Genomic DNA, 22,414 nt, shown 5'->3' with positions numbered 1-22,414 from the left:
CGCGATGCAGTTCGAGCCGGCAATCGACCCGATGACGAATTGATCCGGATCCCAGTCGTGGGGAACATTATGATGAGGCAACGGACAATGTCGGTCGGGAGCATTCCACGGTGAGGCAATACGACCTCTCTTCCAGATTGTCGCGCTATATGCCGAAACGCTACGGCCCCCTACCCACCTGCTATTACCGGTTCGTGCGATGGCGCAAAGCCGGGGTCTGGGATCGGCTGCTGGCGGGGTTTCCAAGGCTTTCGACGGCGAGATCATCATGATCGATAGCTCCTGTGTCCGCGTTCACCAGCATGCGGCTACGGCAAAAAGGGGGGCCATGACGATGGTTGCATGGGACGTTCCCGCGGCGGCCTCACGACCAAGATCCACGCGCTCGTCGATGCCGAGGGGCGACCGGTCGATCTCGTCCTGACGGCCGGACAGGCGCATGACGGCAAGCCCGCCATCGCCATGCTCGGCTCTCTCCAACCCGATACGATCCTGCTTGCCGACCGCGCCTATGACAGCAACCGCCATTCGCGACCTGGCAGCGCAACGCGGGGCTTGGGCAAACATCCCGCCGAAGAAAACCCGAACCGGCAGTTTCCCCTTCAGCCAATGGGTCTACAAGCAGCGCAACCTGATCGAGAGATACTTCAACTAACTCAAACATTTCAGAGGCATAGCAACGCGTTACGACCGCGACCCGCTCAACTTCCTTGCCGCCGTCAAACTCGCTTCAGTCCGCATCTGGTTGAAAAGTTAAGAGTCTGCGGCCTATCTGCGGGGTGGAGGCCGCGTGAAGAGGTCGAGAATGGCTTGTCTAACAGCTGGCATGCTGCTTTGAGGCGGCGGGCTTGGAGAAAAGCGTAGGCGATCATGGTCATCAAGGCGTGTCGATGTAATCCAGTCCATGATCGGCCTTCGAAGTGGTCGAGGCCGAGTTCCTCCTTCAATTGCTGATGTGCCTGCTCACAGACCCACCTCGCCTTGATCGTGGCGGCGAGCATCTTGAGGCTGGCATCGGCCGGTAAGTTCGACACATAGTATTTTTGCTCGCCAGTCGACCGGCGTTCGCCGACGAGCCAGACCTCGTCACCTGGCATGCATTGCGCGCGATTGTCGAGCATCCGGTGCTTATGACCATCCGCAACGCGGACACGGCGAGCCGCAAACAAGCATGTCAGCCGACCTTTAGTGCCGCGCCGCCAGCTTATCTTGTGCCATCTCTCACCAGACAGCATCACCTCGGCAGAGACCGGCGGCTGATCAGGGATGTGGTATTTGCGGGGCTTCCGGCCTTCGCGACCGGGAAGATCAGATCAACATCGGCCCGATAGACGTTTTGGCGTCGCGATAGTCCTACAGCCCACAGCAGACCGCGCTCACTCAAAGCCTGACGAAAAGAGCTGCTCGACCCGTAGCCCGCGTCGGCAAGCACGCAGCCGAAACGCGCGCCGGAGGCGATGACACGATCGATCTCTTCGATGGCGATCTCCGGCTTTGTCAGAGCGACCTGTCGATCCTTCGGGACGCGCGCCCGCATCATCCGCTCGGGATCATTCGTCCAGGTGTCGGGCAGGAAGAGCCGAAGGCCCACCATCACCGGCACTTCGCGCGAGGCCAGGGTCACCGACACCAGTGACTGGCAGTTGGACGTCTTGCCAAGCGACGAAGCGTATTGAGGCGCGACACCAACCGAATGTTGCCCCTTCTTCGGTAACGCTGTGTCGTCGATGACGAGAAAACCCGCATCATCGCCGACCAGGCGATCTGCCTCCTTCAGCAGGGCGGCCTCGAGCGGAGTGCTGTCCCAAACCCCTGCCGCGACAAAATGATGAAGCTGATCGTAGCCGACATCGCCCGCTCGCGCGGCCATCGGCTGTACGCTCTTACGGTCGCCCGGCCCGATCAGGCCGGCAATGTACAGCGGACACATCCGGCGCCGAGCTGGAAAGACCTGCCAAAAACGGTTGAAGCCAGTGCTCGAGATCGCCTTGCCAGTCCACATCCATTGATCGGCCCTCCACAAGCCGACCTCCTATGAATCACGCAAACTCTCCATTAGGAATTCCAAAAACTCGCCCGCCGCTAAAAGCCTGCCAAAGTAGTGCTAGCTTGCGAAGTTTTGTCGCACGATAGATAGGGTGAAGAACGGACGTAGTATGGATCGTGAGAAGCGAGCAGAGGCCGACATCCCCTGCTCGCCTTTCAGCGTCGGTCAACCAAAGTGAAGGTCTCAGAAGCCTTCAAAGCGTAGGAGATACTAACTTCACACTAGGTGGAGGTCTCGCGACACAAAATTGAGGCACTCTGCACCGTTGTCTGTAATCAGCCACATATCCTCGATATTGAATTCACCTACACTTGGCGGGTAGTAAGGAAGTTCGAGGCAGACCACCATGCCGGGCTCAAGAAAAGTGTCGTTCATCCCAATAAATGGCCGTTCCTCGACCAGGTTGTCGATTCCAATAGAATGACCAAAATGCCCACGCGTGTAATTGGGCAAACCGTTCGCCCGGACTGTTTCCTCTGCGACTTGGTGGACCACTCGCATCGTGTTGCCGGGCTTCAGCTCCAGGGCCGCAGCGTCATACGCTCGATTCAAAGCATCGTAGACCATCAACGCCTCTTTTAAGGGATCACCAAAGATGGCGACGCGCGCGCAATCGCTATAGTACCCACTCAGTCGGACCCCGGCGTCCACCTTGATGACATCGCCGTTCTTTACTCGGTTCGTGTCACCAATGCCTATGGCGTTGAAGGCCCAACTTCCCTGGTATTCGCCAATGGAGGGATTAGCTCTGAACGTCTCGATCGCACCCAGCTCGCACTCGACGCGCATTTCTTCAAGCGAATATCCCTCTTTGATACCGCCAAAAGACCGTGCGAGCATATTGTCGAAGACGATGGCTGCATTACGCAAGCGCCTGATTTCTTCGGGATGTTTGATGGCCCGCAGTCGATAAATGGCATCGGCCCAATCCACAAACTTGGCCCGACTGCATGCGTTGACCAAATGGCTCTGGGTTTCGACCTGCATGAAGTCCAGATCGGTGCCAATTCGTCCGCCAGCACACTTCCATTCGTTGAGAACGCTGGCGACGATGTCAGCGATTTCGGCATGCCTGTATTGCTCTGGGCGCACCGGGCGTAAAGTGGGTTGTGCCTCGTTCGGCCGAGACGCAACGACATCAAGGTCTCGCGCTTCGATCCACATGGAGTATGGGCGGATATCTCGAATGTCGGTCGCCCGTCCGGCGGCACCGGACAGGAAATCACTGACAATCATGACGGGCTCCAGGCCAGGATCGGCCGGAATTAGAACCATGTCGGTGCCCGTCATGCGCCAACTTAGATCAAGAAAACTGCTATGAAATCCGGAGGTGTAAAAAAAGTTGGCTGGTGTGATCGCTAAGTAGGCCGATAAGCCGTCCTTTTGCAGTTCAGCTTGGATTTTCCGGCGTACTTCGGTATGCATGCCTACCATCTATCTTCTTCCAACTTGCACAATGCAAAGGATTTCATAGGCTGTCTCTAGGCGTTAAACCACCAGCGTTCGTGGCATTTATGTCCGTCATGAGGCCAGTTCCAAGCCACAACATCAGGAATGTGTAGCTTGGTCGTCACCCCATCCACATAGTTGTTGAACAGTGGCACAATTGCGCCACCATCGTCGCTCAGAATGGCCTGCATCTCGTAGTACATCTGTCTGCGTTTATTGTCGTCGAACTCGGACCTCGCCTTGACGAGCAGCTCAGAAAACCGCGGATTTTCCCAAAAAGTCTCGTTCCAGTTGCCACCAGGTGCATAAGCTGTCACGAACGCCCAGTCTTCGGTCGGGCGCCCGCCCCAGTAGGAAAACGACCATGGTTTCTTCATCCAGATGTTCGACCAATAGCCGTCGTTGGGCTCACGGACGACATTGATATTAATCCCGCACTGCTTAGCATGCTGTTGGTAGAGCACTGCCGCGTCAACAGCGCCGGCAAACGCCGCGTCAGAGACATAGAGATCGACGGAAAGATCCGAGGCTCCAGCCTTCTTCAGGTGGAATTTGGCCTTGTCCGGGTCGTACTTTTTCTGCGGCAGGTCACCGTTATGGTACCGATTCATTGAGCTGATCGGATGATCGTTGCCGACCTCACCATGACCCAACAAAATGGTTTCTAGCAGCTTTTCGCGGTCAAGGGAGTATTTGAGGGCGAGCCGGACATCAACGTTGTTGAATGGCGCCTTGCGCACATCCATTGGCATGGTGTTGTGCCCTGTGCCTTTTGTCTCGAAGATCGCGAGATTAGGTACCCGCGCCAGCAAATGTGCGGTCTTAAGGTCAATGCGGTCGATCAGATCGAAGCTGCCAGATCGTAGGGCAGTTTGACGAGCAGTCGCGTCGGGTACTGACAAGACCGACACACCATCGAAGAATGCCGCATTTTCTTTGTAAAAGTTAGGCTGTCGTGAGAACTCCGCTCGAACACCCGGGTCGAAGGTTTCAATCTTGTAAGCACCAGTTCCAACACCTGACTTCCAATCGGCGGTACCATCAGCGTTGGCGGGCATGATCGCGAAGTGGAAGTCGCTCACAATGTACGGAAAATCGACGTTGCCGCCACTCAAGGTGAAGATTACAGCGTCGCTGCCATCCGTCTTAATGTTCACCCCGTCCATTAGCGCCTTAGCGGCTGAAGTCGATTTTTCACCCATGTGATGCCGGAAAGACGCGACTACATCATTGGAATCCAATGTTTTGCCGTTGTGAAACTGGACGCCCTTCCGGAGCTTGAATCTCCAAGTCTTGGCGTCTGAGCTAGGCTCGACGGCCTCGGCAAGATCCCCAATCACCTTTCCGTCAGACGCAATCTCGGTCAGATGTCCGCGATAACAATAGCCGGTGAAGATCGTGAAATCGTTATCGAAAAGCCCAGGGTCGAGGGTATCAGTCGTGCTGCCATGGCCAAGGCCGACACGTAGCGTGCCGCCTTTGTTCGGCGCGGCTCTGGCCTTAAGCGAGGGGAATGATGAAAGAGCGACCGCCCCCACGCCGACCATTGCACCTTTGATCATTTGTCTGCGCGTGGTCCCACGAAATAAGCCATTTTCCTGCTGGGCCATTGGTATCTCCTTTTTTCGAGTGTCGACTTCTGCGCCGCACTACGATCCCCATTATGATTGCAGCCACTGTGCGAAGCCGCCGACCCGAGGGCAATCCAATTGGATTCAAACGCAACCGAAAAAAATGTGACTGCCGGCCAGGCCCCGTAAACCGACCGTACCACAGTAGAGCCGCGCTGCCCGAGGGCCTTGGAAGAGCTTGAAGCCGGCTAAAGCCTGGCGGATTGGATTTCAATTGCAGGACCGCTCAGGTGCATAAACAATGAGGAACCGACTGTCGTTTCACAGGCCTATGCGACTTGCTGCGCGGTCGGTAGATTAAGGCACTGAACTTCCTCAAATCGATCGTGGCAAGGGGCGAACTCGACGCCGCCAAAGCGGCGTGAGATGGAACCGTGCCGGACGTCGACGATACCGTCATCCGCTATACAAACTATGTGGATGCGTTGTCCGCAGAAGCCGGTGACAAGAAAATCAGGTCAAACCGGGAGACGGCTACCTGTGCGGAACGCGGTGTGACTCACAGGTGACTAGAGGAGTATCATAGGGCGATGACCGCAATTACAAAAGTTATCGGCCAACGGGTCGCTTTGGGCGCGCTGACCCTGTGGATAGTTTCCTTGCTGATCTTCGCCGGAATTCAGTTTCTTCCTGGCGACGCCGCAACGGAGATACTCGGGCAGTCGGCGACACCAGAGACCGTGGCGGCGTTTCGCAGAAGCCTAGGGCTCGATTTGCCCCTCTATCAGCGCTATTTTGAATGGCTTTGGGGGATCCTGCACGGCAATTTTGGAGCTGCACTCTCCAGCGGCAGAGACATATCCGAATTAATTCGCCCGCGGCTGTTCAACACCCTCTTCCTAGCCGCGGGCGCTGCAGCCATATCAGTACCCATCGCCCTGTGTGGGGGAATTGTGGCGGCTCTCTACAGGAACACGATCATTGACCGAGCGATCAACGTCATCACTCTTACATGGATATCGTTCCCAGAATTTTTCGTCGCTTACATCCTTATCCTAATTCTCGCAGTTCATGCCGGCGTCCTCCCAAGTCTTTCTGACGTCAGTCCAGGTATCAGTTTCATAGGCCGCCTGTCCGCCCTTGCACTTCCGGCGCTTACGTTAGCGCTGGTGGTAATGGCCCATATGATGAGAATGACACGAACTTCGATCGTCACTCTGCTTGGAAATCAATATATCGAGACAGCACGGTTGAAAGGGCTGCCGGAATGGCGAATTCTGGTCAGGCATGCCTTGCCTAACGCGTTGGCACCTATCGCCAACGTCGTTGTTCTTAATCTGGCGTACCTCATTACAGGTGTCGTGGTGGTAGAGGTCGTATTTGTTTATCCGGGACTGGGACAGCTTATCGTGGACTCTGTCCAAAAGAGAGACATTCCTGTTGTACAAGCTTGCAGCCTCATATTTGCATCAACTTATGTCCTTTTGAACTTGACGGCTGATGTGGTGTCAATCGTCGTGAATCCGCGGCTAATGCATCCGAAATGACCTCGATTTCTCGGGAAAGCGGTAAGAAATAGCAATGACCATTCTCCATCCGCACGGTTCGCTAAGATCAGGAGCCAGAAGGCTGGCGTCGATGCCGCTGACCGCGAAAATCGGAATTACAATCATAACGCTGTATTTGCTTACGGCGCTCCTGGCGCCTCACCTGACGCCGTATGGGGAGGCCGAGATAGTGGCTGCGCCGTTCGAGCCATGGAGCGACCAGTTTTGGCTGGGCACTGACAGCTTGGGCCGCGATACGTTCACAAGACTGGTGTTCGGAGCGCGGAACACCATCGGTATCGCTCTCGTCACTACACTTCTTGCGTTTTCAATAGGCACAACCGCAGGCTTGGCCGCCGCCACGTTCGGAGGGTGGACGGATCAGATCTTCTCTCGTTTCGTGGATGTACTGATGTCGATCCCACAACTGATTTTCGCGCTGCTTCTCCTCTCAATTTTTGGCACATCCATACCGACCCTAATCATGGTCATTGCCGTTCTGGATTCCACCCGTGTGTTCCGGCTTACGAGGGCTGTGGCTATAAACGTGGCCGTTCTGGATTACGTTGAGGCGGCGAGACTGCGCGGGGAGGGCGCTATCTGGATCATGGCAAGGGAGATTCTGCCCAATGTCGCCCCCACCCTCATAGCAGAGTTTGGGCTCAGGTTCTGCTTCGTTTTCCTGCTGATTAGTGGCCTCTCATTCCTTGGTCTCGGCATCCAGCCGCCAACAGCAGACTGGGGGTCTATGGTGCGAGACAGCGCGACATTGATCACCTACGGTGACATCACGCCGCTACTTCCCGCAGGCGCCATTGCTCTCCTGTCAGTGGCGATCAATCTGGTCGTCGACTGGTTCCTTCATTGGGCGAGCGGCCTCAAGGAGGACTAGGTCGATTTGGGCCGACTAATATACGGTGTTGCCTGAACTCGTCCATTATTACTGAGTGCAGCGACCCCAATTTGATATGCATGAAGCAAGCAGCACCCCCGGCCGGTGAGCTCAGATAACAAAAAACACTTGAAACGAAGGGAACCGCATTGTCTGGCAAAGTCCTATTTTTGAGCGTACCTGGCAACGCCACGATTGAGGCTGACCCAGCTGAGCGGGATCTGCTGCTCGATATACGCAATCTGCGGATCGAGGCGATCGTGCACTCACTCGAGGGAGTACGGGGAGATGTCACGCTCGTTGATGACGTGTCGTTGACACTTCGCCGCGGCAAGGTATTGGGCCTCATCGGCGAGTCCGGTGCGGGTAAGACGACAATTGGGCTGGCGAGCATGGGGTACGGACGCGGGGGGGTGAAAATCACCGGCGGCGAAGTCATGCTCAACAAACGCAACATACTCGACAGTGGGAAGGCCGGTTTGCGCGCGCTTCGCGGCAGAGAGGTCTGCTATGTCGCGCAATCCGCAGCCGCTGCGTTTAATCCTGCGCACCGGCTGATGGATCAGGTCGTTGAGGCCGCTCTTTTCCACAGTACAGCAACGCGCTCCGAAGCCGAAAAACGGGCGGTCGCTCTGTTCAAAAAGCTCGGCCTTCCTGATCCAGGTAGCATCGGCCGACGCTTTCCTCACCAGGTGTCAGGCGGGCAATTGCAACGTGTGATGACAGCAATGGCCCTTTGCTCCGAGCCTGACCTGATTGTTTTTGACGAGCCGACCACTGCGCTCGATGTCACCACCCAGATAGATGTGCTGGCTGCGATCCGGGACGCTATCCGGGATACCGGGGTCGCGGCGCTATATATCACGCATGATTTGGCCGTTGTGGCGCAGGTCGCCGACGAGATTGCCGTTTTGCGCAACGGAAAGCTCGTTGAACGGGGGACTACCCAGCAGATCATCAAAGACCCTCAGGAGGCTTACACCCGCGCCTTGGTCTCTGTGCATGAGATTAATCACGAGCAAAAAGCCCCTCATTCACCCCCTATCCTTACTGTCAACTGCATGACAGCGGGCTACGGCAGCGGAATAGTCAAGATTTTGCGCAACGTCTCGCTCGACCTTCGGCCCGGCCAAACCCTTGCAGTAGTGGGGGAATCAGGGTCAGGCAAGTCAACGCTTGCACGCGTGATAACTGGGTTGCTGCCACCGCTCGCGGGCCGGATCCATTTCGACGGCCATGAACTCCCGCCTCGGCTGGCTGATCGGTCAAAAGAAGATCTCCGGCAGCTTCAGATGATCTATCAGATGGCGGATGTCGCGATGAATCCGCGCCAGACCGTCGCGACCATCATAGGCCGCCCGCTCGAATTCTATTTTGGGATGAAAGGTAGAGAACGTGACCTTCGGGTGGCCGAGCTGCTTGATAAGACTGAAATAGGGCAAAGTCTCGCGAATCGGTACCCGGCCGAACTGTCGGGAGGGCAAAAACAGCGTGTTTGCATCGCAAGAGCTTTGGCGGCAAGGCCGAAGCTAATCATCTGCGATGAGGTGACGTCAGCGCTCGACCCTCTAGTCGCCAATGGCATCTTGAAACTCCTTCTGAGGCTGCAAAAGGATGACGGGATCGCCTACCTCTTCATTACCCACGACCTCGCAACCGTTAAGTCGATCGCTGATGCTATGTTGGTCATGTACCGCGGGGAAGTCGTCCGCTATGGGCCGAAAGACCAAGTGTTGAGCCCTTCTTTCGATCCGTATACTGAACTGCTGCTGGCGTCTGTCCCTAAGACAGAAGTTGGGTGGCTGGATGAGGCGATCAGATCGAGGCGCATGCAAAGCGCAGGAAATTAGCGTCAGCGCACCGTCGGCTAAGCAATTTTTCGTTGCACATAGTGCCCGGCAGGGATCTCAGTCCACCGGCTCGGCGGCCAAGAACGGATTCTCAGCTTTGGCTGCTGCAGTCAGCCATGTACTGAAGGTTCGCACGTTACCTGCGCTCCACGAGCGGGCCGGCGCTACGAGGAAGTAGGTCATCCCCGTGAGGGTTGGTTGCTTAAAAATCGGCACCAAAGTGCCTTGAGCTAACGCTAGATCCACGAAGGGACGGCGCCCGATGGCGATGCCCATGTTCTGCTGGGCAGCCTGTAGCGCTGCAGATCGCGTATCTACCTCCAACCAATGGCCCACGTCACCAAGCGAAACATGGTTTTGCTCCATCCAGATCCGCCACTCGTCGGGCGCTGACGCGCAATAAATAAGAGGATAAGAGAGCAGGTCTGAAGCCTGCGTGATTGGCCCGCGCCGCGCGAGGAAAGCCTTTGAGCAAACGGGAGTTATCGTCTCTTGAATAAGGGCGATCGACTTATAGGCCCCGGATGGCTCAACCCCATACTGAAAGGCGAGGTCGATATCGCTGCCAGACAGGTCTACCTTCTCTGGGCTGGTGATCAGGGTAACGGAGATCTCGGGATACTGTTCTGCAAATCGTGCCAACAGTGGCACCATCCAGAGCTCCGCGAGAGAGGGGAACAGATTTATTGAAATTCGCCCTGTCTTGCGCGCTAGCGAAACCTTGATCATCGCGGCTTCTAACTGGTCGAGGATGTCTCGCAGTTCGGTCGCTAAGAGTGATCCAGCCTTCGTAATCCTGAGGCGATTGTCGGACTTAATCAGGAGCTTGGTTCCAACGTGGCTTTCGAACGACTTAACCTGATGGCTGATAGCGCTCGCCGATATGCCGAGCTCGTCACCGGCCGCCTGGAGATTGCCGTGACGAGCCAGAGCCTCGAAAGCCCGGATCGCTGCAAAGGGCGGAATCTTGCGTCCCATTAGGTCTCAGTGCTCCTTGCGCCTGTCTGCGGCACATTGGTCGTGTTAGCATATTAGCAACCGGCAAATGACGAAAGCAGACAAATGTCTGCGCCCTACTCCCTGCGGGATGCGGCGCAATACAGTGCGCTGTTCCGATGCGCTGGCGGAAACTGGCTGATGCTTGTCATGTCGCGGAGGCATTGGCTCGCATCTCTTGCCGGTGCAACTCCCCCACAGCAGGAAATGTCTAAAACACCACTGTAATTCTATTCAATTGAAGCCGTGCGATCTAAGGCGGATCAACCCTCCCAATGGAATCGAGGGCATAGGGTGCAGATCATGACGCTGGCAAAGATCGCAGCGGACTATCCAGACACACAACTTTTCATCGGGGGCTGTTGGCATCCTGGGACAGGCAGGATCGAGGTAATTGGCCCGGCCAGCGGCGATGTGATTGGATACTGCGCAGCTGCCGCGGCTTCGGATCTTGATGACGCATTGGCCGCTGCCCAAAGTGGCTTCTGCATCTGGGCTGCTACACCCGCTCATGACCGAGCCGTGGTTCTGCGGCGCGCTGCCGACATTCTTGAATCTCGCGCCCAGTTGATCGGCGGCCATATCTCAATTGAACAGGGCAAACCGATCGGCGAAGCGGTGGCGGAGGTTCAATATTCGGCAGAGGTCTTGCGATGGAATGCTGGCGAGGCGGAAAGAACTTACGGCAGAGTGATCCCGTCTCGTCAATCTGGGGAACGGCTTATGGTCCTCCCCGAACCAATCGGACCGGTGCTCGCATTGACACCCTGGAATTTCCCTATTTACCAACCTGTTGCAAAAATTGCCCCAGCCCTGGCCGCCGGTTGCTCGGTTATAGTGAAGCCAGCGGAAGAGACGCCGGCAGGCGCTGCAGCTTTGACCAAGGCTCTAAATGATGCGGGATTGCCGCCGGGAACGCTCAACATGGTGTTTGGTAATCCTGACGAGATCTCCAGTTACCTGATCTCCTCGCCTGTAATCCGCAAGGTTTCGTTCACAGGTTCTGTGGCTGTCGGGCGCACTATCGGTGCCCGAGCGGGGCAAGCGCTGAAGAAAGCTACGTTGGAGCTTGGAGGGCACGCGCCCGTGATCGTTTGCCCAGATGCAGATCCGGAGCTAACGGCCCGCCTGTCCGCGGAACACAAGTTCCGTAACGCTGGTCAAGTCTGCGTCTCGGCTAGCCGCTTCATCGTGCACCGTTCTATATTGGACAGGTTCTCTGATGCGTTTGTAGAAGCGGCGAATTTGCTCGCGATCGGACCACTAATTAACGCGCGCCGGATGGCGGCAGTAGAAAACTTAGTTTGCGAAGCGGTCAATTGCGGCGCGAAGCTAGCTGCCGGCGGGACAAAGGGGACAGCGCCGGGATATTATTTCCCACCGACGGTTCTGTCCAATGTTCCTCCCGAGGCTCGGATCATGCAGGAAGAGCCCTTCGGCCCGGTAGCGGCGATCTGTGCATACGACCGCTTGGAAGAAGCTCTCCAAATCGCGAACAGTTTGTCTTTCGGGCTTGCAGCCTACGCTTTTACCGATTCAAGCGATGCGGCTGAACGGCTGATAAACGGTCTCGACGCCGGGATTGTGCTGATCAACAGCTTCGGAGCCGTCTATCCTGAGTCACCGTTTGGGGGCATCAAGGACAGCGGCTTTGGCAGCGAAAACGGAGCCGAAGGCATTCAGGGCTACCTTCACCCAAAGTATGCGGCGCTCACGCATTCCGGTTCTTCCAAGCAATGAGCCTGGCCGGAGCGGGATAAGCCTCTAGACATTGGTCGGCTTGCCAGACAGCCCTCATGCTGACGACGGCGCGCCCTGCCCTCGACGGGCGGATCGTATTTCAGGGGTCGAGGGACTGAGGCATTTGCCATTCAAAAGGCTCTGCTTGCGATCATAAGCGCAGCCTGTGAAATCGCGTGCATTCCGCCCCTCGCTCAAGAGCCCCGACCACCGCAGAACTTCCAGTGGCCGCAGTTTCACATCCATTCAAAGTCATTGTTTTTTTTTCAATTTCGGGAGCCGCACGTGGCGAGTAAGGAATCGCGGACAGGTTTAATTGCCTGCTGAGGAAGTGGCGTCGATAGGAGCTCAAGCGGCGAATGCGTATCATTCCAACAGAAGACGAAGCCGCCGCTATACGTGGTCGCGTCCTGGATTTTTGCCGCGAGACAATCCCAGCCACAGTTCACGGACTAGAGCGCCAAGGCACTATGAGCGACGGTGACTCAGGCGCGTTCTTCAAAGCCTTGGGGTGTGCGGGCTGGATTGGCCGACACTGGCCGCAGGAGTATGGCGGCCGCGGCGCTACCCATTTGGAAACCGCGATTATCGACGAGGCTCTCGGTTACGCGCGCGCGCCGCTGTCGGCCTACCTGCTGTCTGTTAAAGTCTTTGGCAACTCGCTTCTGTTGTTCGGCACTGAGGCGCAGAAAAGCAAATATTTGCCCATGATCGCAGCTGGCGATGCGATGTTCTGCCAAGGGTTTTCCGAACCTATGGCGGGTTCAGATTTTGGATCATTACGCACGACGGCCGTCCGCGCGGGTGATGAATATGTCGTCAATGGCCACAAGATCTGGACTTCCTCGGCAGAGGTGGCGACGCACATGTATCTTGCGGCGCGCACTGATCCAACAGTCGTAAAGCATCGCGGTATCAGTCTTTTCGTGCTCGACATGAAGACTCCGGGCGTCACAGTCAACAGCTTTGCGACACTGGGCGGGGGTGTTTTGAATGAAGTCTTCTTGAGCGACGTTCGGATTCCAGCAGAAAACCTGCTCGGCGAAGAAAACCGTGGCTTCCACCAAGCTATGCGTAGCCTCGACTTGGAACGCTCCTGCATGGACCGGGTAGGCGCGGCGCGGCTCTCTTTGGACCGGCTGGTAGAATATGTCGGCCGGAACGGCAGTGACCGCGGCTACGGACGCCTTTCGGATGTGCCGATGGTCCGGGAGAAAATCGGAGAACTACGCGCCAAACTCCAGGTCGCTCGCAGTTTCGGCTACATGATTGCGCGCAACGTTGACGCCGGGAAAGGCGTGAGCGCGGAATTCTCATTCGGAAAGCTCTATGTAGGCTTGCTCACCCAAGCCCTTGCCGACGCGACTGTCGATATCGTCGGCCCATTGGCGCAATTCGAGCATGGTTCCGATCTCGCGATCCTTGACGGTCTCTTCCCCGCTGTCTTCCGCGCCTCACCAGCACTCACTCTGGCGGGCGGATCGAGCGAAATCCAACGAGGCGTGATCGCCACGAGGGGCCTGGGGTTGCCGAGATGAATGGGCCAGCACCACTTGACGGCATCCGTGTTGTCGATTTCTCGGGTTATATCGCGGGCCCTTTCTGCACCCAGATGCTCGGTGACATGGGAGCTGACATCATCAAGGTCGAACCACCCTCAGGTGAACAATGGCGTGGCCAGGACCCCTTCGCCTCAGGCTTCAGCAAGAGTTTCGTTGCACTGAACCGTAACAAGCGTTCCATAGTCCTTGATCTCAAATCCGAGAAAGACCGCGATGTCGCGAGGGGGCTCATCGCGTCAGCCGATGTCATGGTACATAATTATCGGCCGGGGGTGCCTGAGCGATTGGGCATCAGCTATTGCGCGGTGAAAGAGCTCAATCCGAAGCTGATTTATGCTTCGAACTCTGCCTATGGACAGAAGGGGCCACGGGCGCATCAAGCCGGATATGATTTGGTGATCCAGGCTGTTTCTGGGCTCATAGCTTCTAACCCGAACCCCGATGGCAAAGCTCCGCGCCGATATGCTGGCATCGCCCTGATCGACTTTACCGCAGGTCAGATGTTGGCCCTCGGGATCCTGTCGGCGCTCATCCAGCGGGTCCGTACCGGGGTTGGACGGAAAATCGAAACTACGCTGATCGAGGCCGCACTTAGTCTGCAGCGGCAGAAGCTTGTCTCGATCGAAGCTCTGGATGGAGCGCACCCTCAGAAAGCACCTGGAACCGTCAGAGAGCGGATGCAGGCAGCGGCTAGCCAGATGAACGATTTGGTCGAGCGTGAACTGTATTACCGCACCTTTGAAACGAGTGACGGTTACGTCACCATCGGGTGCTTGAATGTGCCCCAACGAAAACATTTCATGGCAATCGTGGGCTTGGACGACCCCTGGTTCGAGAACCCCGACGCTTTGCCGCAGACCGAAGATGAGGATTTAAGGCGCCGGGCGCTAACGTCCTACGCTGAAGCCGAATTCGTCAAGAAGTCGTCTGCAACCTGGGTCACGGCGTTTGAGGCCTGTGGCGTGCCTTGCGCCCCGGTCCAGATGTCATCTGATCTGATGTTTGACGAACAGGTGGCGGCCGGGGGCTACTTCATTGACTTTACGATGCCTGAATTCGGACACGTACGGACAATGGGTCCAGGCATATCCATCAATGGACAGCCTCAAGGGCACCGCCCACCACCGGCACTAGGGCAGCACACCAAAGAAATTCTGGATGAACTGGCTGCGCTTCAAGTTGCAGCTGTGTCGGCTGATGGAGATCGGTGATCATGAATACGAACCTTGGCGCAATAGAACTGACAGAAAGCGCTATCAGCGATACCGATTTCGAGTTGATCCGGGAAGTCGCACAATCTTTCGTGGCGAAGGAGCTCACCACCAAAATAGCTCGCCAAGCGGAAGCAGGAGACTGGGCCGCTGCGAATGGTATTTGGACGGCTATAGCGGAGTTGGGCTGGGTCGGTTTGATGTCGCCAGATGGCTTCGGAGCTGACGGCCTGCCCGTAGTGGCTATGATTGCTGAGGAACTGGCGACAGCAGCGTTCCCGATGCCCTTCGGTGAAACCGCGGCATTCGTGGTCCCTATCTTGGCAAGATTTGGTCGCGGGTCGTTCAATAATCTTGTTGAGTCCGTTATTGCGGGATCTCAGCTCGTTGCGATAGCGATGCCGGCAAATGGGTTGCCGGCGAGCCGTGACGAATGTGCCCTTGCTTCACTGAGCGAAAACCTCAGCCGTAGCCCATGGATCGCCGAACATCTCGACCGAGCCAGTGCGGTAGTCATTCCGGTTCAAACTGACCAAGGCATCGGCATCGCGTTGGTGCGTAAGCCTGCCGCCGGATGGGGTGGCAATCACAATCCTGATCTCGCGAACAACACCTATGTGACCATCGACTGGGCCTCTGTGAGCCAAGGCGAAACCACCCTAATCGATCAGGGCGAGTTGACCTGGACAGCGTTGGACAGTGCATTTGACACTCTGCGAACCGTTTTCGCTGCTCAAGTTGTCGGTCTTTCTCGGGCAGCGCTGGACTTGGCCGTAAGCTACGCCAAGGAGCGGGAGGCGTTCGGCAAACCCATTGGCTCGTTACAGGCCGTGCAGCAGCGCCTGGCTGAGGCCTACATGGAAAATGTCGCTGCGCGCCTACTTGTGAGCAGTGCAGCCCTATCGCCCTCTCCGGCTTCGGTGGCTATGGCATCGATCCAAGCATGCGAAAGCGGTCGAAAGTGCACTTTCACCGCGCAGCAGATCTGGGCCGGCATGGGTTACACGCTAGAGACCGATGTTCAGCTGTTCTTTCGTCGCGCTCGCGCCCGCCAGCTTCTACTCGGATCTCCTTGGCAGCAGCGCGAGATCGTTTGGGAAAAGGCGGCCCGCCAGAAATGGGCCATCTGAAGCCATTCGTTCGGAGAGCTCGAATTTCACGCGGCTAGTCGGCGAGTACGCTGGCGCAACAGGGCACGACCATGTTCCAAACAAAACTGACCGACCTTCTGGATATAAAGCACCCAATCGTATGCGGAGGAATGTTTCGCATTGGCCGGGCCCCCTTAGCTGCTGCAGTCTCCAATGCAGGGGGACTCGGGATCATAACATCCGCCACGTTTCCAGATATCGAAACGTTCTCGGCGGAGGTTAGGGCGCTTCGGAGGCAAACGGATAAACCATTCGGGGTGAACATCAATTTGTTTCCCACCGCGCGCCAGTACGCTCCTGCCGATTTCCTGCAGGTATGCATCAACGAAGGCGTTCCGATCCTGGAAACGTCTGGCCAAAATCCTGAGCCTTATCTAGACACAATCAAGAAAGCAGGCCTTAAAATCATTCATAAGGTACCTGCAGCTCAATATGCATTGAAAGCTCAGAGGATCGGTTGTGACGCGGTTTCGATAGTCGGCAACGAAACCGGCGGCCACCCAGGCATGACTGACGTGAGCACGCTGGTCATGTTGCGCGAGGTTGCTGCCAAATTGGCTATCCCCGTCATAGCAGGCGGCGGTTTCGGCGACGGAGCAGGTCTTCTGGCCGCCTTAAGTCTGGGCGCAGATGGCATTTTGATGGGAACGCGGTTCTTGGCGACACGGGAAGCCGGCGCCCACCAAGCGGTGAAGGAATGGATGGTCGCTGCGAAAGCCGACGACACCGTAATCGTTCAGAAATCCATTGGCTCACCAATGCGCGTGGCTAAAAATGCGCTGGCCCAACAAGTTGTGGAGATGGAAGCTGAAGGAGCAAGTCTGGAGGAGCTGCTACCTCTCATCTCCGGAAGCAGAAATCCCGCAGTCTACTTCGAAGGCAAACTAGACGACGCGATTTGGTCCTGCGGTCAGGTGGTTGGCCTCGTGCGCGATGTTCCCACCTGTAAAGAACTGATCGACCGTATCATAGCCGAAGCCGAGGACGCCCTAGCCTCCGTCAATTCAAAATTGATCAAGGCTAAAGTTCCCACCGCAGTAGCTATTTGAGGCTGTTTCGCCGAGGCAGCCCGCACGGGAGATGCGCTTGGCAAAACACCTCCTGAGCCGTCGACGAACTCTCCAGAAGGTTGAATGAATGATCGAGTCAACAGAGCCACAGGTGGTTCGACTTGAGAGGCGCGAAGGGGTTGGGATTATTGTCATCGACAACCCCCCCATCAATGCCGGCTCGTTGGGCGTACGCCTTGGTTTGCTAAACGCTGTACGCACAGTCGACTCGGACCCAAGCCTTTTTGGGGCAATATTGATCGGAGCCGGCAAAATGTTCATGGCTGGATCGGACATTCGGGAATTTGGCCTCCCGCTGGAGGAGCCCCAGCTCCCAGTGGTCATCGCTGCGATCGAGGGGAGCGCCAAACCTTACATTGCTGCGATCGCCGGCGCCGCCTTGGGGGGAGGCTACGAACTCGCACTGGCCTGCGACGGCCTCATCGCAGGCGTTGAGACGGTCGTCGGTCTTCCCGAAACCACCCTCGGTCTCATTCCCGGCGCCGGCGGCACGCAACGCTTGCCGCGGTTGGTGGGGCGCGAAAAGGCCATTGAGCTCATCTGCGCAGGCACTCGCTTGCGGGCCGAGGAGGCATTGAAATGTGGTATGATCGACGCAATCTCTGACGGTGATTTGCTTCGTGACGCGCTCAAGTTCATATCTCGCCTTGGAGGCAATAAGCGACGCGTTGCCAGCATCGAGGTGCCACCCAGCGACCAATCGGCCCTACGAAACGCCAAGGCAAGGGCACTGAAAGCAGGACGCGGTCGGCCCCACATCCAAGCAGCCATCTCTGCAATTGAGCAATGTGGGCAGCTTCCCATGGCAGCAGGCCTGGCTGCGGAGCGAGCTCAATTTCAGACGCTTCGAATGGGACGAGAGGCCGCCGCGCTACGACATCTGTTCTTCGCAGAAAGGAAGGCGCTGAAGGTGCCTGAACTGGCCATGGCGACGGCGGCGAGACCTATCGACTTTGTTACGGTCATCGGAGGTGGAACCATGGGTGCTGGGATCGCGGCCGCAATGCTCAGTTCCGGCAAAACTGTATCGATCATCGAGAATAGTGCTGGGGGCGCGGAGGCTGCAACAACTCGAGTGCGCAAAATCTTTCAGCGACGTCTTGAGCGGGGTCGGTTGAATGCGGACGAGCTTGAAGACGCCATGTCGCGATTGGATGCCACTACCCACAGGGATCCGATCAGGAAGGCGGACGCCATCATCGAAGCGGCGTTTGAAGACCTTGATGTCAAACGCCAAATCTTCTCGCATATAGGGGAGGCGTCAAAGCCTGACGCAATCCTGCTTACCAACACGTCGTATCTCTCGGTCGCCGAAATTGCCGCATCCTCCGGCCATGCCGATAGGGTTGCAGGAATGCATTTCTTCAGTCCCGCCGAGACTATGCGGCTGGTCGAAATTGTTCGACATAAAGAAACTTCGCCGGAAGTGGTCGCTTCAGCTCTGACCCTGGCGAAAGCTGTCGGCAAACTCCCGGTTCTCTCCAACGACTCTTTCGGATTCATCGGCAACCGAATTTACGCATCCTATCGACGCCAATGCGAGTACATGCTCGAAGAAGGGGCGCTCCCGCAAGACGTTGACAAAGCACTTGAGGACTTCGGCTTTGCAATGGGACCCTTCGCCGTGGCTGACATGTCTGGTTTGGACATAGCGTGGCGGATGCGACAGGCGACTGCGGCAGGCCGGGATCCGTCCGCACGTTACGTGAAAATACCTGACCAGTTGTGTACAATGGGTCGGTTTGGTCGAAAAACCGGCGCCGGATACTATCGATACCCTGATGCCGGCGGCCCGGCTGAGATCGATCAAGTGGTTACCGACCTGATTTTGAGCGCATCGAACGAGGCAGGACGAGTTCGACGTCTCTTTTCACCAACTGAGATAGTTGAGCGTGCTTTGGCGGCGATCGCGAGCGAGGCGGCATTGGTGCTCACCGAGGGAGTTTCAAGCTCGGCGTCTGACATCGACCTCGTTTTGACCAATGGCTACGGTTTTCCAAAGCACGAGGGCGGCATCGTTTTCTGGGCAAGAAATCAACCTAGAGCGGCGCTGGACGCCTCCTATCGGCGACTCGTTGAAAGTCAGGGCCCGCATTATCAGGTGGGTGAAGTTTCTGCCCTTTTACACGACAACGATCGGAAACATTGAGCTGACGCTGTGAGGGCGACGAGTGCTGCCGCACCTCGCCGATAGCCCTTCGAACAAAGCAATAAAAAGCTGCATAGATGGCCGAGGCCTTTATCTGCGACTACATCCGCACGCCGATCGGCCGCTTCGGCGGTTCGTTGTCTTCCGTGCGCGCCGACGATCTGGCTGCCATCCCGCTGAAGACGCTGCTCGAGCGCAATGCCGGCATCGACTGGCAGGCGGTGGACGACGTCGTCTTTGGCTGCGCCAACCAGGCCGGCGAGGACAACCGCAATGTGGCGCGCATGGCCCTGCTGCTCGGGGGACTTCCGCAGGAGATCCCGGGGTCGACCGTCAATCGCCTGTGCGGATCCGGCATGGATGCTGTCACCATCGCCGCGCACGCCATCAAGTCGGGCGAGGCTGAGCTGATGCTTGCCGGCGGTGTCCGATGAGCCGCGCGCCCTTCGTCATGCCGAAGACCGATACGGCCTTTTCGTGCAAAGCCGAGATCCATGACACCACCATCGGCTGGCGCCTCGTCAACCCGCTGATGAAGAAGCAGTACGGCGTCGATTCCATGCCGGAGACCGGCGAGAAGTAAGCGATGCGCCAAGGCGCCTTTCCCGAATCGTCTTGTGATGCGTCTATGGTAGGTCGCTCGTTAGTCGGCGCGCCGGCGGCGATCACTCCGGGTTGTCATAGCGGGTGACGTAGTGGAGTTCGCGGAGGGCGGGGATGACCAGGGCGATGTCTCTGTAGGCCTCGTGCTCGATGAAGTGCGCGGTCTGGGGCCCCGGCCTGGGCTTGCCGAGGACGGGCCTCCCCTTTTTGTCGACGCAGTAGATCAGGATCGGCAGCAGCAGGCCGTGGTTGGGGTTGTCGAGGTCGAGTAGCGATTTCCATTTTTTGATGTTGAGATTCATGGCCGCGGAGAACCCCTGGCACCACGGCCGGGGGTCGATGCCGCCGCTGGGCTTGGTTGCGAAGCGGGGCGCATAGTCCTGCGGTCTGTCGAAGAGCGTCTCGTTGATCCGATTGTGGATCCTGGCGACGCTGGCGAACACGGCGTGATCGGTTGCAGACCCTTTGGCCAGGACGTCGCGCGGCAACCCCATGAGCGGGCACATCCAGTCTTGCGGGTCCGGGTAGCGCGGCCCAGTGACCGCCGCCGTTACGAAGCCATCCAGCCCCGACATGGTCCGCACCAGCGGGCGGCGGTTGGTCTTGACGGCCATCCAGGCCTCGAGCGCCACGTCCGACAGCGCCATGTCATCGAGCGCGCTCATGCCGCCAAGGGGAGCGGCATCTCGTGGCGGCGCACCCAGTTCCAAGGCATCAGTTCGTCCCAGCGCGAGGCTGGCCAATCGTTCTGGATGCGCTCGGTGACGTCGGCCATGTAGGCTTCGGCATCGACGCCGCAGAGCTTGCAGGTCTCGATGATGCTGAGCACGACCGCTGACCGCTCTGCCGCGGCGAAGTTGCCCGAGAAAAGCCAATTGCGCCTGCCGACCGTAAATCCACGGATGGCCCGCTCCGCGATCAGATTGTCGGGCTCGAGCTGGCCATCGTAGAGGAACCGGTTGAACGCGCGCCATCGCTTGGTGCCGTAGGCGAAGGCCTTCGCGATATCGGCATGGCGCGACAAACCGTTGCCCTGGCGCATGAGCTGTCGTCGCAATGCGCGGACCAGTGGTCGGGACCGCCTTCGTCGTGCGGCCAATCGCTCAGCGGGCGGGAGCCCCCGTATCTCTTCCTCGATCCGGTAGATCGCCTGGATGCCGGCCATGGCCGTGGTGCTGAGCTCGGTCGGCTGGCTGTCGTGAACGTCGAATATCTTGCGACGCAGATGGGCCAGGCAGGCAGCTTCTCGAATGGCGCCGCCCTTGTAGATCTGGTTATAGCCGCTGAAACCGTCGGCCTGGAGGGTGCCAGCAAATCCGGCGAGTTCGGTCATCACGCTCTCGCCGGCGCGGCCCATGGTGGCGCGATACCAGGCGATCGGCGGCTCCTGCGAACCCGAATTGCGGTCGTCGGCGACATAAACCCAGAGCGCGCCCTTGTGCGTCTTGCCGGGCGCCAGGATCGGAAGTCGCGTGTCGTCGGTATGAATCTTGGTGCGGGTACGGCCGATCTCGCGGATGCGGTTGTAGATGGGATCGAGCAAGGCGGCGGCATAGCCGGCGCTGCGCGCAAGCGTGGAACGCTCGATATCGACGCCCTTGGCGGCCATCATCTGGACTTGACGGTAGAACGGCAGATGATAGCCCCACTTCGCCATCATGATATGGGCGAGCGCGGCATAGCTGAGCTTGCCGCGTGCAATGGCCTTGGCTGGTGCCGGCGCCTGGATGATTTTATCGCAGGTCCGGCAGCTGTACTTGGGTCGAATGGTCTCGATCACCTGCCAGGCCTGGGCAACCAGATCGAGCATCTCCTCGCTATCTTGGCCCATGGCGCGCAGATCGCCGCCGCAGCCCGGGCAGCATGCGCAAGACGGCTCGCGAACGATACGCTTGCGCGGCAGGTTGGGGTTGAGCTTGCGAACCGGCAACACCCGCACCTTGTCGGTGTCAGCGACGATGGGCAGCTCGATAACGGGCACGCTGGCGGCGAAATCGGTCTCGAGATCTTCGAGTTCGAGCAGCATCTGGCCAAGCTTCTCGGACGAACGGCCGAAGGCCTTGCGGTTGAAGCGATCGATCCGCAGCTGCAGGCGCTGGATGCAAAGTGCGGCCTCGGCGCGCTCTCTTCGCAGCTGTTCATCGCGTTCGGCGATGGTGGTGTCACGGGCAGAAACGGCCGCCTCCAGAAGCGCGATCCGGGCGAGGAAATCAGCGATTGAGGGAGCTTGTTCCGACACCCAAATTACATACCCGAAAGACCTCCGTTACGAAAGCAAAATCGACACAAAATCAATAAGAAACGAGCAAAATCAGCCGGCCAGACGCGGCCGATAAGTCTTGCTCGGCCGGCGCCAGTCGATCCCCTCCAGAAGCAGCGAAAGCTCCGCCTTGGTGAGCGAAACGGCGACCTGATCCTTGGTGGCGGGCCAGGCAAAACAGCCGTCGGTAAGCCGCTTGTAACTCACTTGGAAATGCAGGCGGTTCATCGTCCCCGTTGCAGTTTGTGACGGTGACTCACCCCTTTCATCCGTATTCCGGGCAGCGCGGTGCCTGCGTTGGGAAGCGCGGTAACCG

General features: G+C 57.7%; 15 protein-coding genes and 3 pseudogenes. 11 read left to right on the top strand and 7 right to left on the bottom strand.

Translation table 11 applies throughout. The features are described 5' to 3' along the window. Window positions 1-149: 149 nt before the first annotated feature. Window positions 150-757 (top strand): annotated as a pseudogene (locus tag ABVQ20_RS39720) (IS5 family transposase); the annotation flags it as partial. On the opposite strand, the pseudogene ABVQ20_RS39715 reads toward ABVQ20_RS39720, so the two are convergent. The 3 genes and pseudogenes from ABVQ20_RS39715 to ABVQ20_RS39705 all read right to left on the bottom strand — a co-directional run bounded on the left by ABVQ20_RS39715 (window position 720) and on the right by ABVQ20_RS39705 (window position 5,106). Beyond that, window positions 720-2,006, bottom strand: a pseudogene (locus ABVQ20_RS39715) (IS701 family transposase). The pseudogenes ABVQ20_RS39720 and ABVQ20_RS39715 overlap by 38 nt on opposite strands. A gap of 257 nt (window positions 2,007-2,263) precedes the next feature. Next, window positions 2,264-3,481 (bottom strand): M24 family metallopeptidase, encoded by a 1,218-nt coding sequence (locus ABVQ20_RS39710; protein ID WP_354465263.1) that lies wholly within the window; start codon window positions 3,479-3,481, stop codon window positions 2,264-2,266. Between the two features lie 47 nt (window positions 3,482-3,528). Then, window positions 3,529-5,106 carry an ABC transporter substrate-binding protein gene (locus ABVQ20_RS39705; protein WP_354465261.1) on the bottom strand — a complete coding sequence of 526 codons (1,578 nt, stop codon included), beginning with the start codon at window positions 5,104-5,106 and terminating at the stop codon, window positions 3,529-3,531. A gap of 551 nt (window positions 5,107-5,657) precedes the next feature. Between ABVQ20_RS39705 and ABVQ20_RS39700 the strand changes: the two genes are divergently transcribed. The 3 genes from ABVQ20_RS39700 to ABVQ20_RS39690 all read left to right on the top strand — a co-directional run bounded on the left by ABVQ20_RS39700 (window position 5,658) and on the right by ABVQ20_RS39690 (window position 9,356). Then, window positions 5,658-6,614, top strand: a complete 957-nt coding sequence (locus ABVQ20_RS39700; RefSeq protein WP_354465259.1) for an ABC transporter permease — start codon at window positions 5,658-5,660, stop codon at window positions 6,612-6,614. A 34-nt stretch (window positions 6,615-6,648) separates the two neighbouring features. After that, window positions 6,649-7,506: an ABC transporter permease gene (locus tag ABVQ20_RS39695; protein WP_354465258.1), complete on the top strand. Its 858-nt coding sequence runs from the start codon at window positions 6,649-6,651 to the stop codon at window positions 7,504-7,506. A gap of 194 nt (window positions 7,507-7,700) precedes the next feature. Beyond that, a complete protein-coding gene (locus tag ABVQ20_RS39690) occupies window positions 7,701-9,356 on the top strand; it encodes an ABC transporter ATP-binding protein (RefSeq protein ID WP_354465265.1) in 1,656 nt (551 codons plus the stop codon). 57 nt (window positions 9,357-9,413) lie between these two features. On the opposite strand, the gene ABVQ20_RS39685 is transcribed toward ABVQ20_RS39690, so the two are convergent. Continuing rightward, window positions 9,414-10,334, bottom strand: a complete 921-nt coding sequence (locus ABVQ20_RS39685; protein WP_354465257.1) for a LysR substrate-binding domain-containing protein — start codon at window positions 10,332-10,334, stop codon at window positions 9,414-9,416. A 321-nt stretch (window positions 10,335-10,655) separates the two neighbouring features. Between ABVQ20_RS39685 and ABVQ20_RS39680 the strand changes: the two genes are divergently transcribed. From ABVQ20_RS39680 to ABVQ20_RS39650, 7 genes and pseudogenes are all read left to right on the top strand, one after another. Beyond that, window positions 10,656-12,092: an NAD-dependent succinate-semialdehyde dehydrogenase gene (locus ABVQ20_RS39680; protein WP_354465255.1), complete on the top strand. Its 1,437-nt coding sequence runs from the start codon at window positions 10,656-10,658 to the stop codon at window positions 12,090-12,092. 359 nt (window positions 12,093-12,451) lie between these two features. Next, a complete protein-coding gene (locus ABVQ20_RS39675; RefSeq protein WP_354465254.1) occupies window positions 12,452-13,630 on the top strand; it encodes an acyl-CoA dehydrogenase family protein in 1,179 nt (392 codons plus the stop codon). Continuing rightward, window positions 13,627-14,865, top strand: a complete 1,239-nt coding sequence (locus ABVQ20_RS39670) for a CaiB/BaiF CoA transferase family protein (RefSeq protein ID WP_354465252.1) — start codon at window positions 13,627-13,629, stop codon at window positions 14,863-14,865. Before ABVQ20_RS39675 ends, ABVQ20_RS39670 begins: the two co-directional genes overlap by 4 nt. A 2-nt stretch (window positions 14,866-14,867) precedes the next feature. After that, window positions 14,868-15,995: an acyl-CoA dehydrogenase family protein gene (locus tag ABVQ20_RS39665; RefSeq protein WP_354465251.1), complete on the top strand. Its 1,128-nt coding sequence runs from the start codon at window positions 14,868-14,870 to the stop codon at window positions 15,993-15,995. 71 nt (window positions 15,996-16,066) lie between these two features. After that, window positions 16,067-17,065 (top strand): NAD(P)H-dependent flavin oxidoreductase, encoded by a 999-nt coding sequence (locus tag ABVQ20_RS39660; protein ID WP_354465250.1) that lies wholly within the window; start codon window positions 16,067-16,069, stop codon window positions 17,063-17,065. An 88-nt stretch (window positions 17,066-17,153) separates the two neighbouring features. Then, window positions 17,154-19,235, top strand: a complete 2,082-nt coding sequence (locus ABVQ20_RS39655) for a 3-hydroxyacyl-CoA dehydrogenase NAD-binding domain-containing protein (protein ID WP_354465248.1) — start codon at window positions 17,154-17,156, stop codon at window positions 19,233-19,235. Between the two features lie 77 nt (window positions 19,236-19,312). Then, a pseudogene (locus ABVQ20_RS39650) lies at window positions 19,313-19,812 on the top strand (thiolase family protein); the annotation flags it as partial. A gap of 88 nt (window positions 19,813-19,900) precedes the next feature. Here ABVQ20_RS39650 and ABVQ20_RS39645 read toward each other — a convergent pair. From ABVQ20_RS39645 to tnpB, 3 genes are all read right to left on the bottom strand, one after another. After that, on the bottom strand, window positions 19,901-20,503 hold the full coding sequence (locus ABVQ20_RS39645; RefSeq protein ID WP_354465247.1) for a UPF0149 family protein: 603 nt from the start codon (window positions 20,501-20,503) through the stop codon (window positions 19,901-19,903). Further along, complete coding sequence (tnpC, locus tag ABVQ20_RS39640; RefSeq protein ID WP_354465245.1) at window positions 20,500-22,077, bottom strand: IS66 family transposase; 1,578 nt, start codon at window positions 22,075-22,077, stop codon at window positions 20,500-20,502. Before tnpC ends, ABVQ20_RS39645 begins: the two co-directional genes overlap by 4 nt. Window positions 22,078-22,149: 72 nt before the next feature. Beyond that, window positions 22,150-22,414: IS66 family insertion sequence element accessory protein TnpB (tnpB, locus tag ABVQ20_RS39635; RefSeq protein WP_354465243.1), on the bottom strand; the 265-nt coding region annotated here is incomplete at its 5' end.

The sequence above is a fragment of the Mesorhizobium shangrilense genome (assembly GCF_040537815.1).
GTDB classification, from domain to species: domain Bacteria; phylum Pseudomonadota; class Alphaproteobacteria; order Rhizobiales; family Rhizobiaceae; genus Mesorhizobium; species Mesorhizobium shangrilense.
Note: the sequence above shows the minus strand (reverse complement) of the source record. Positions and strands in the feature narration are given on the sequence as shown.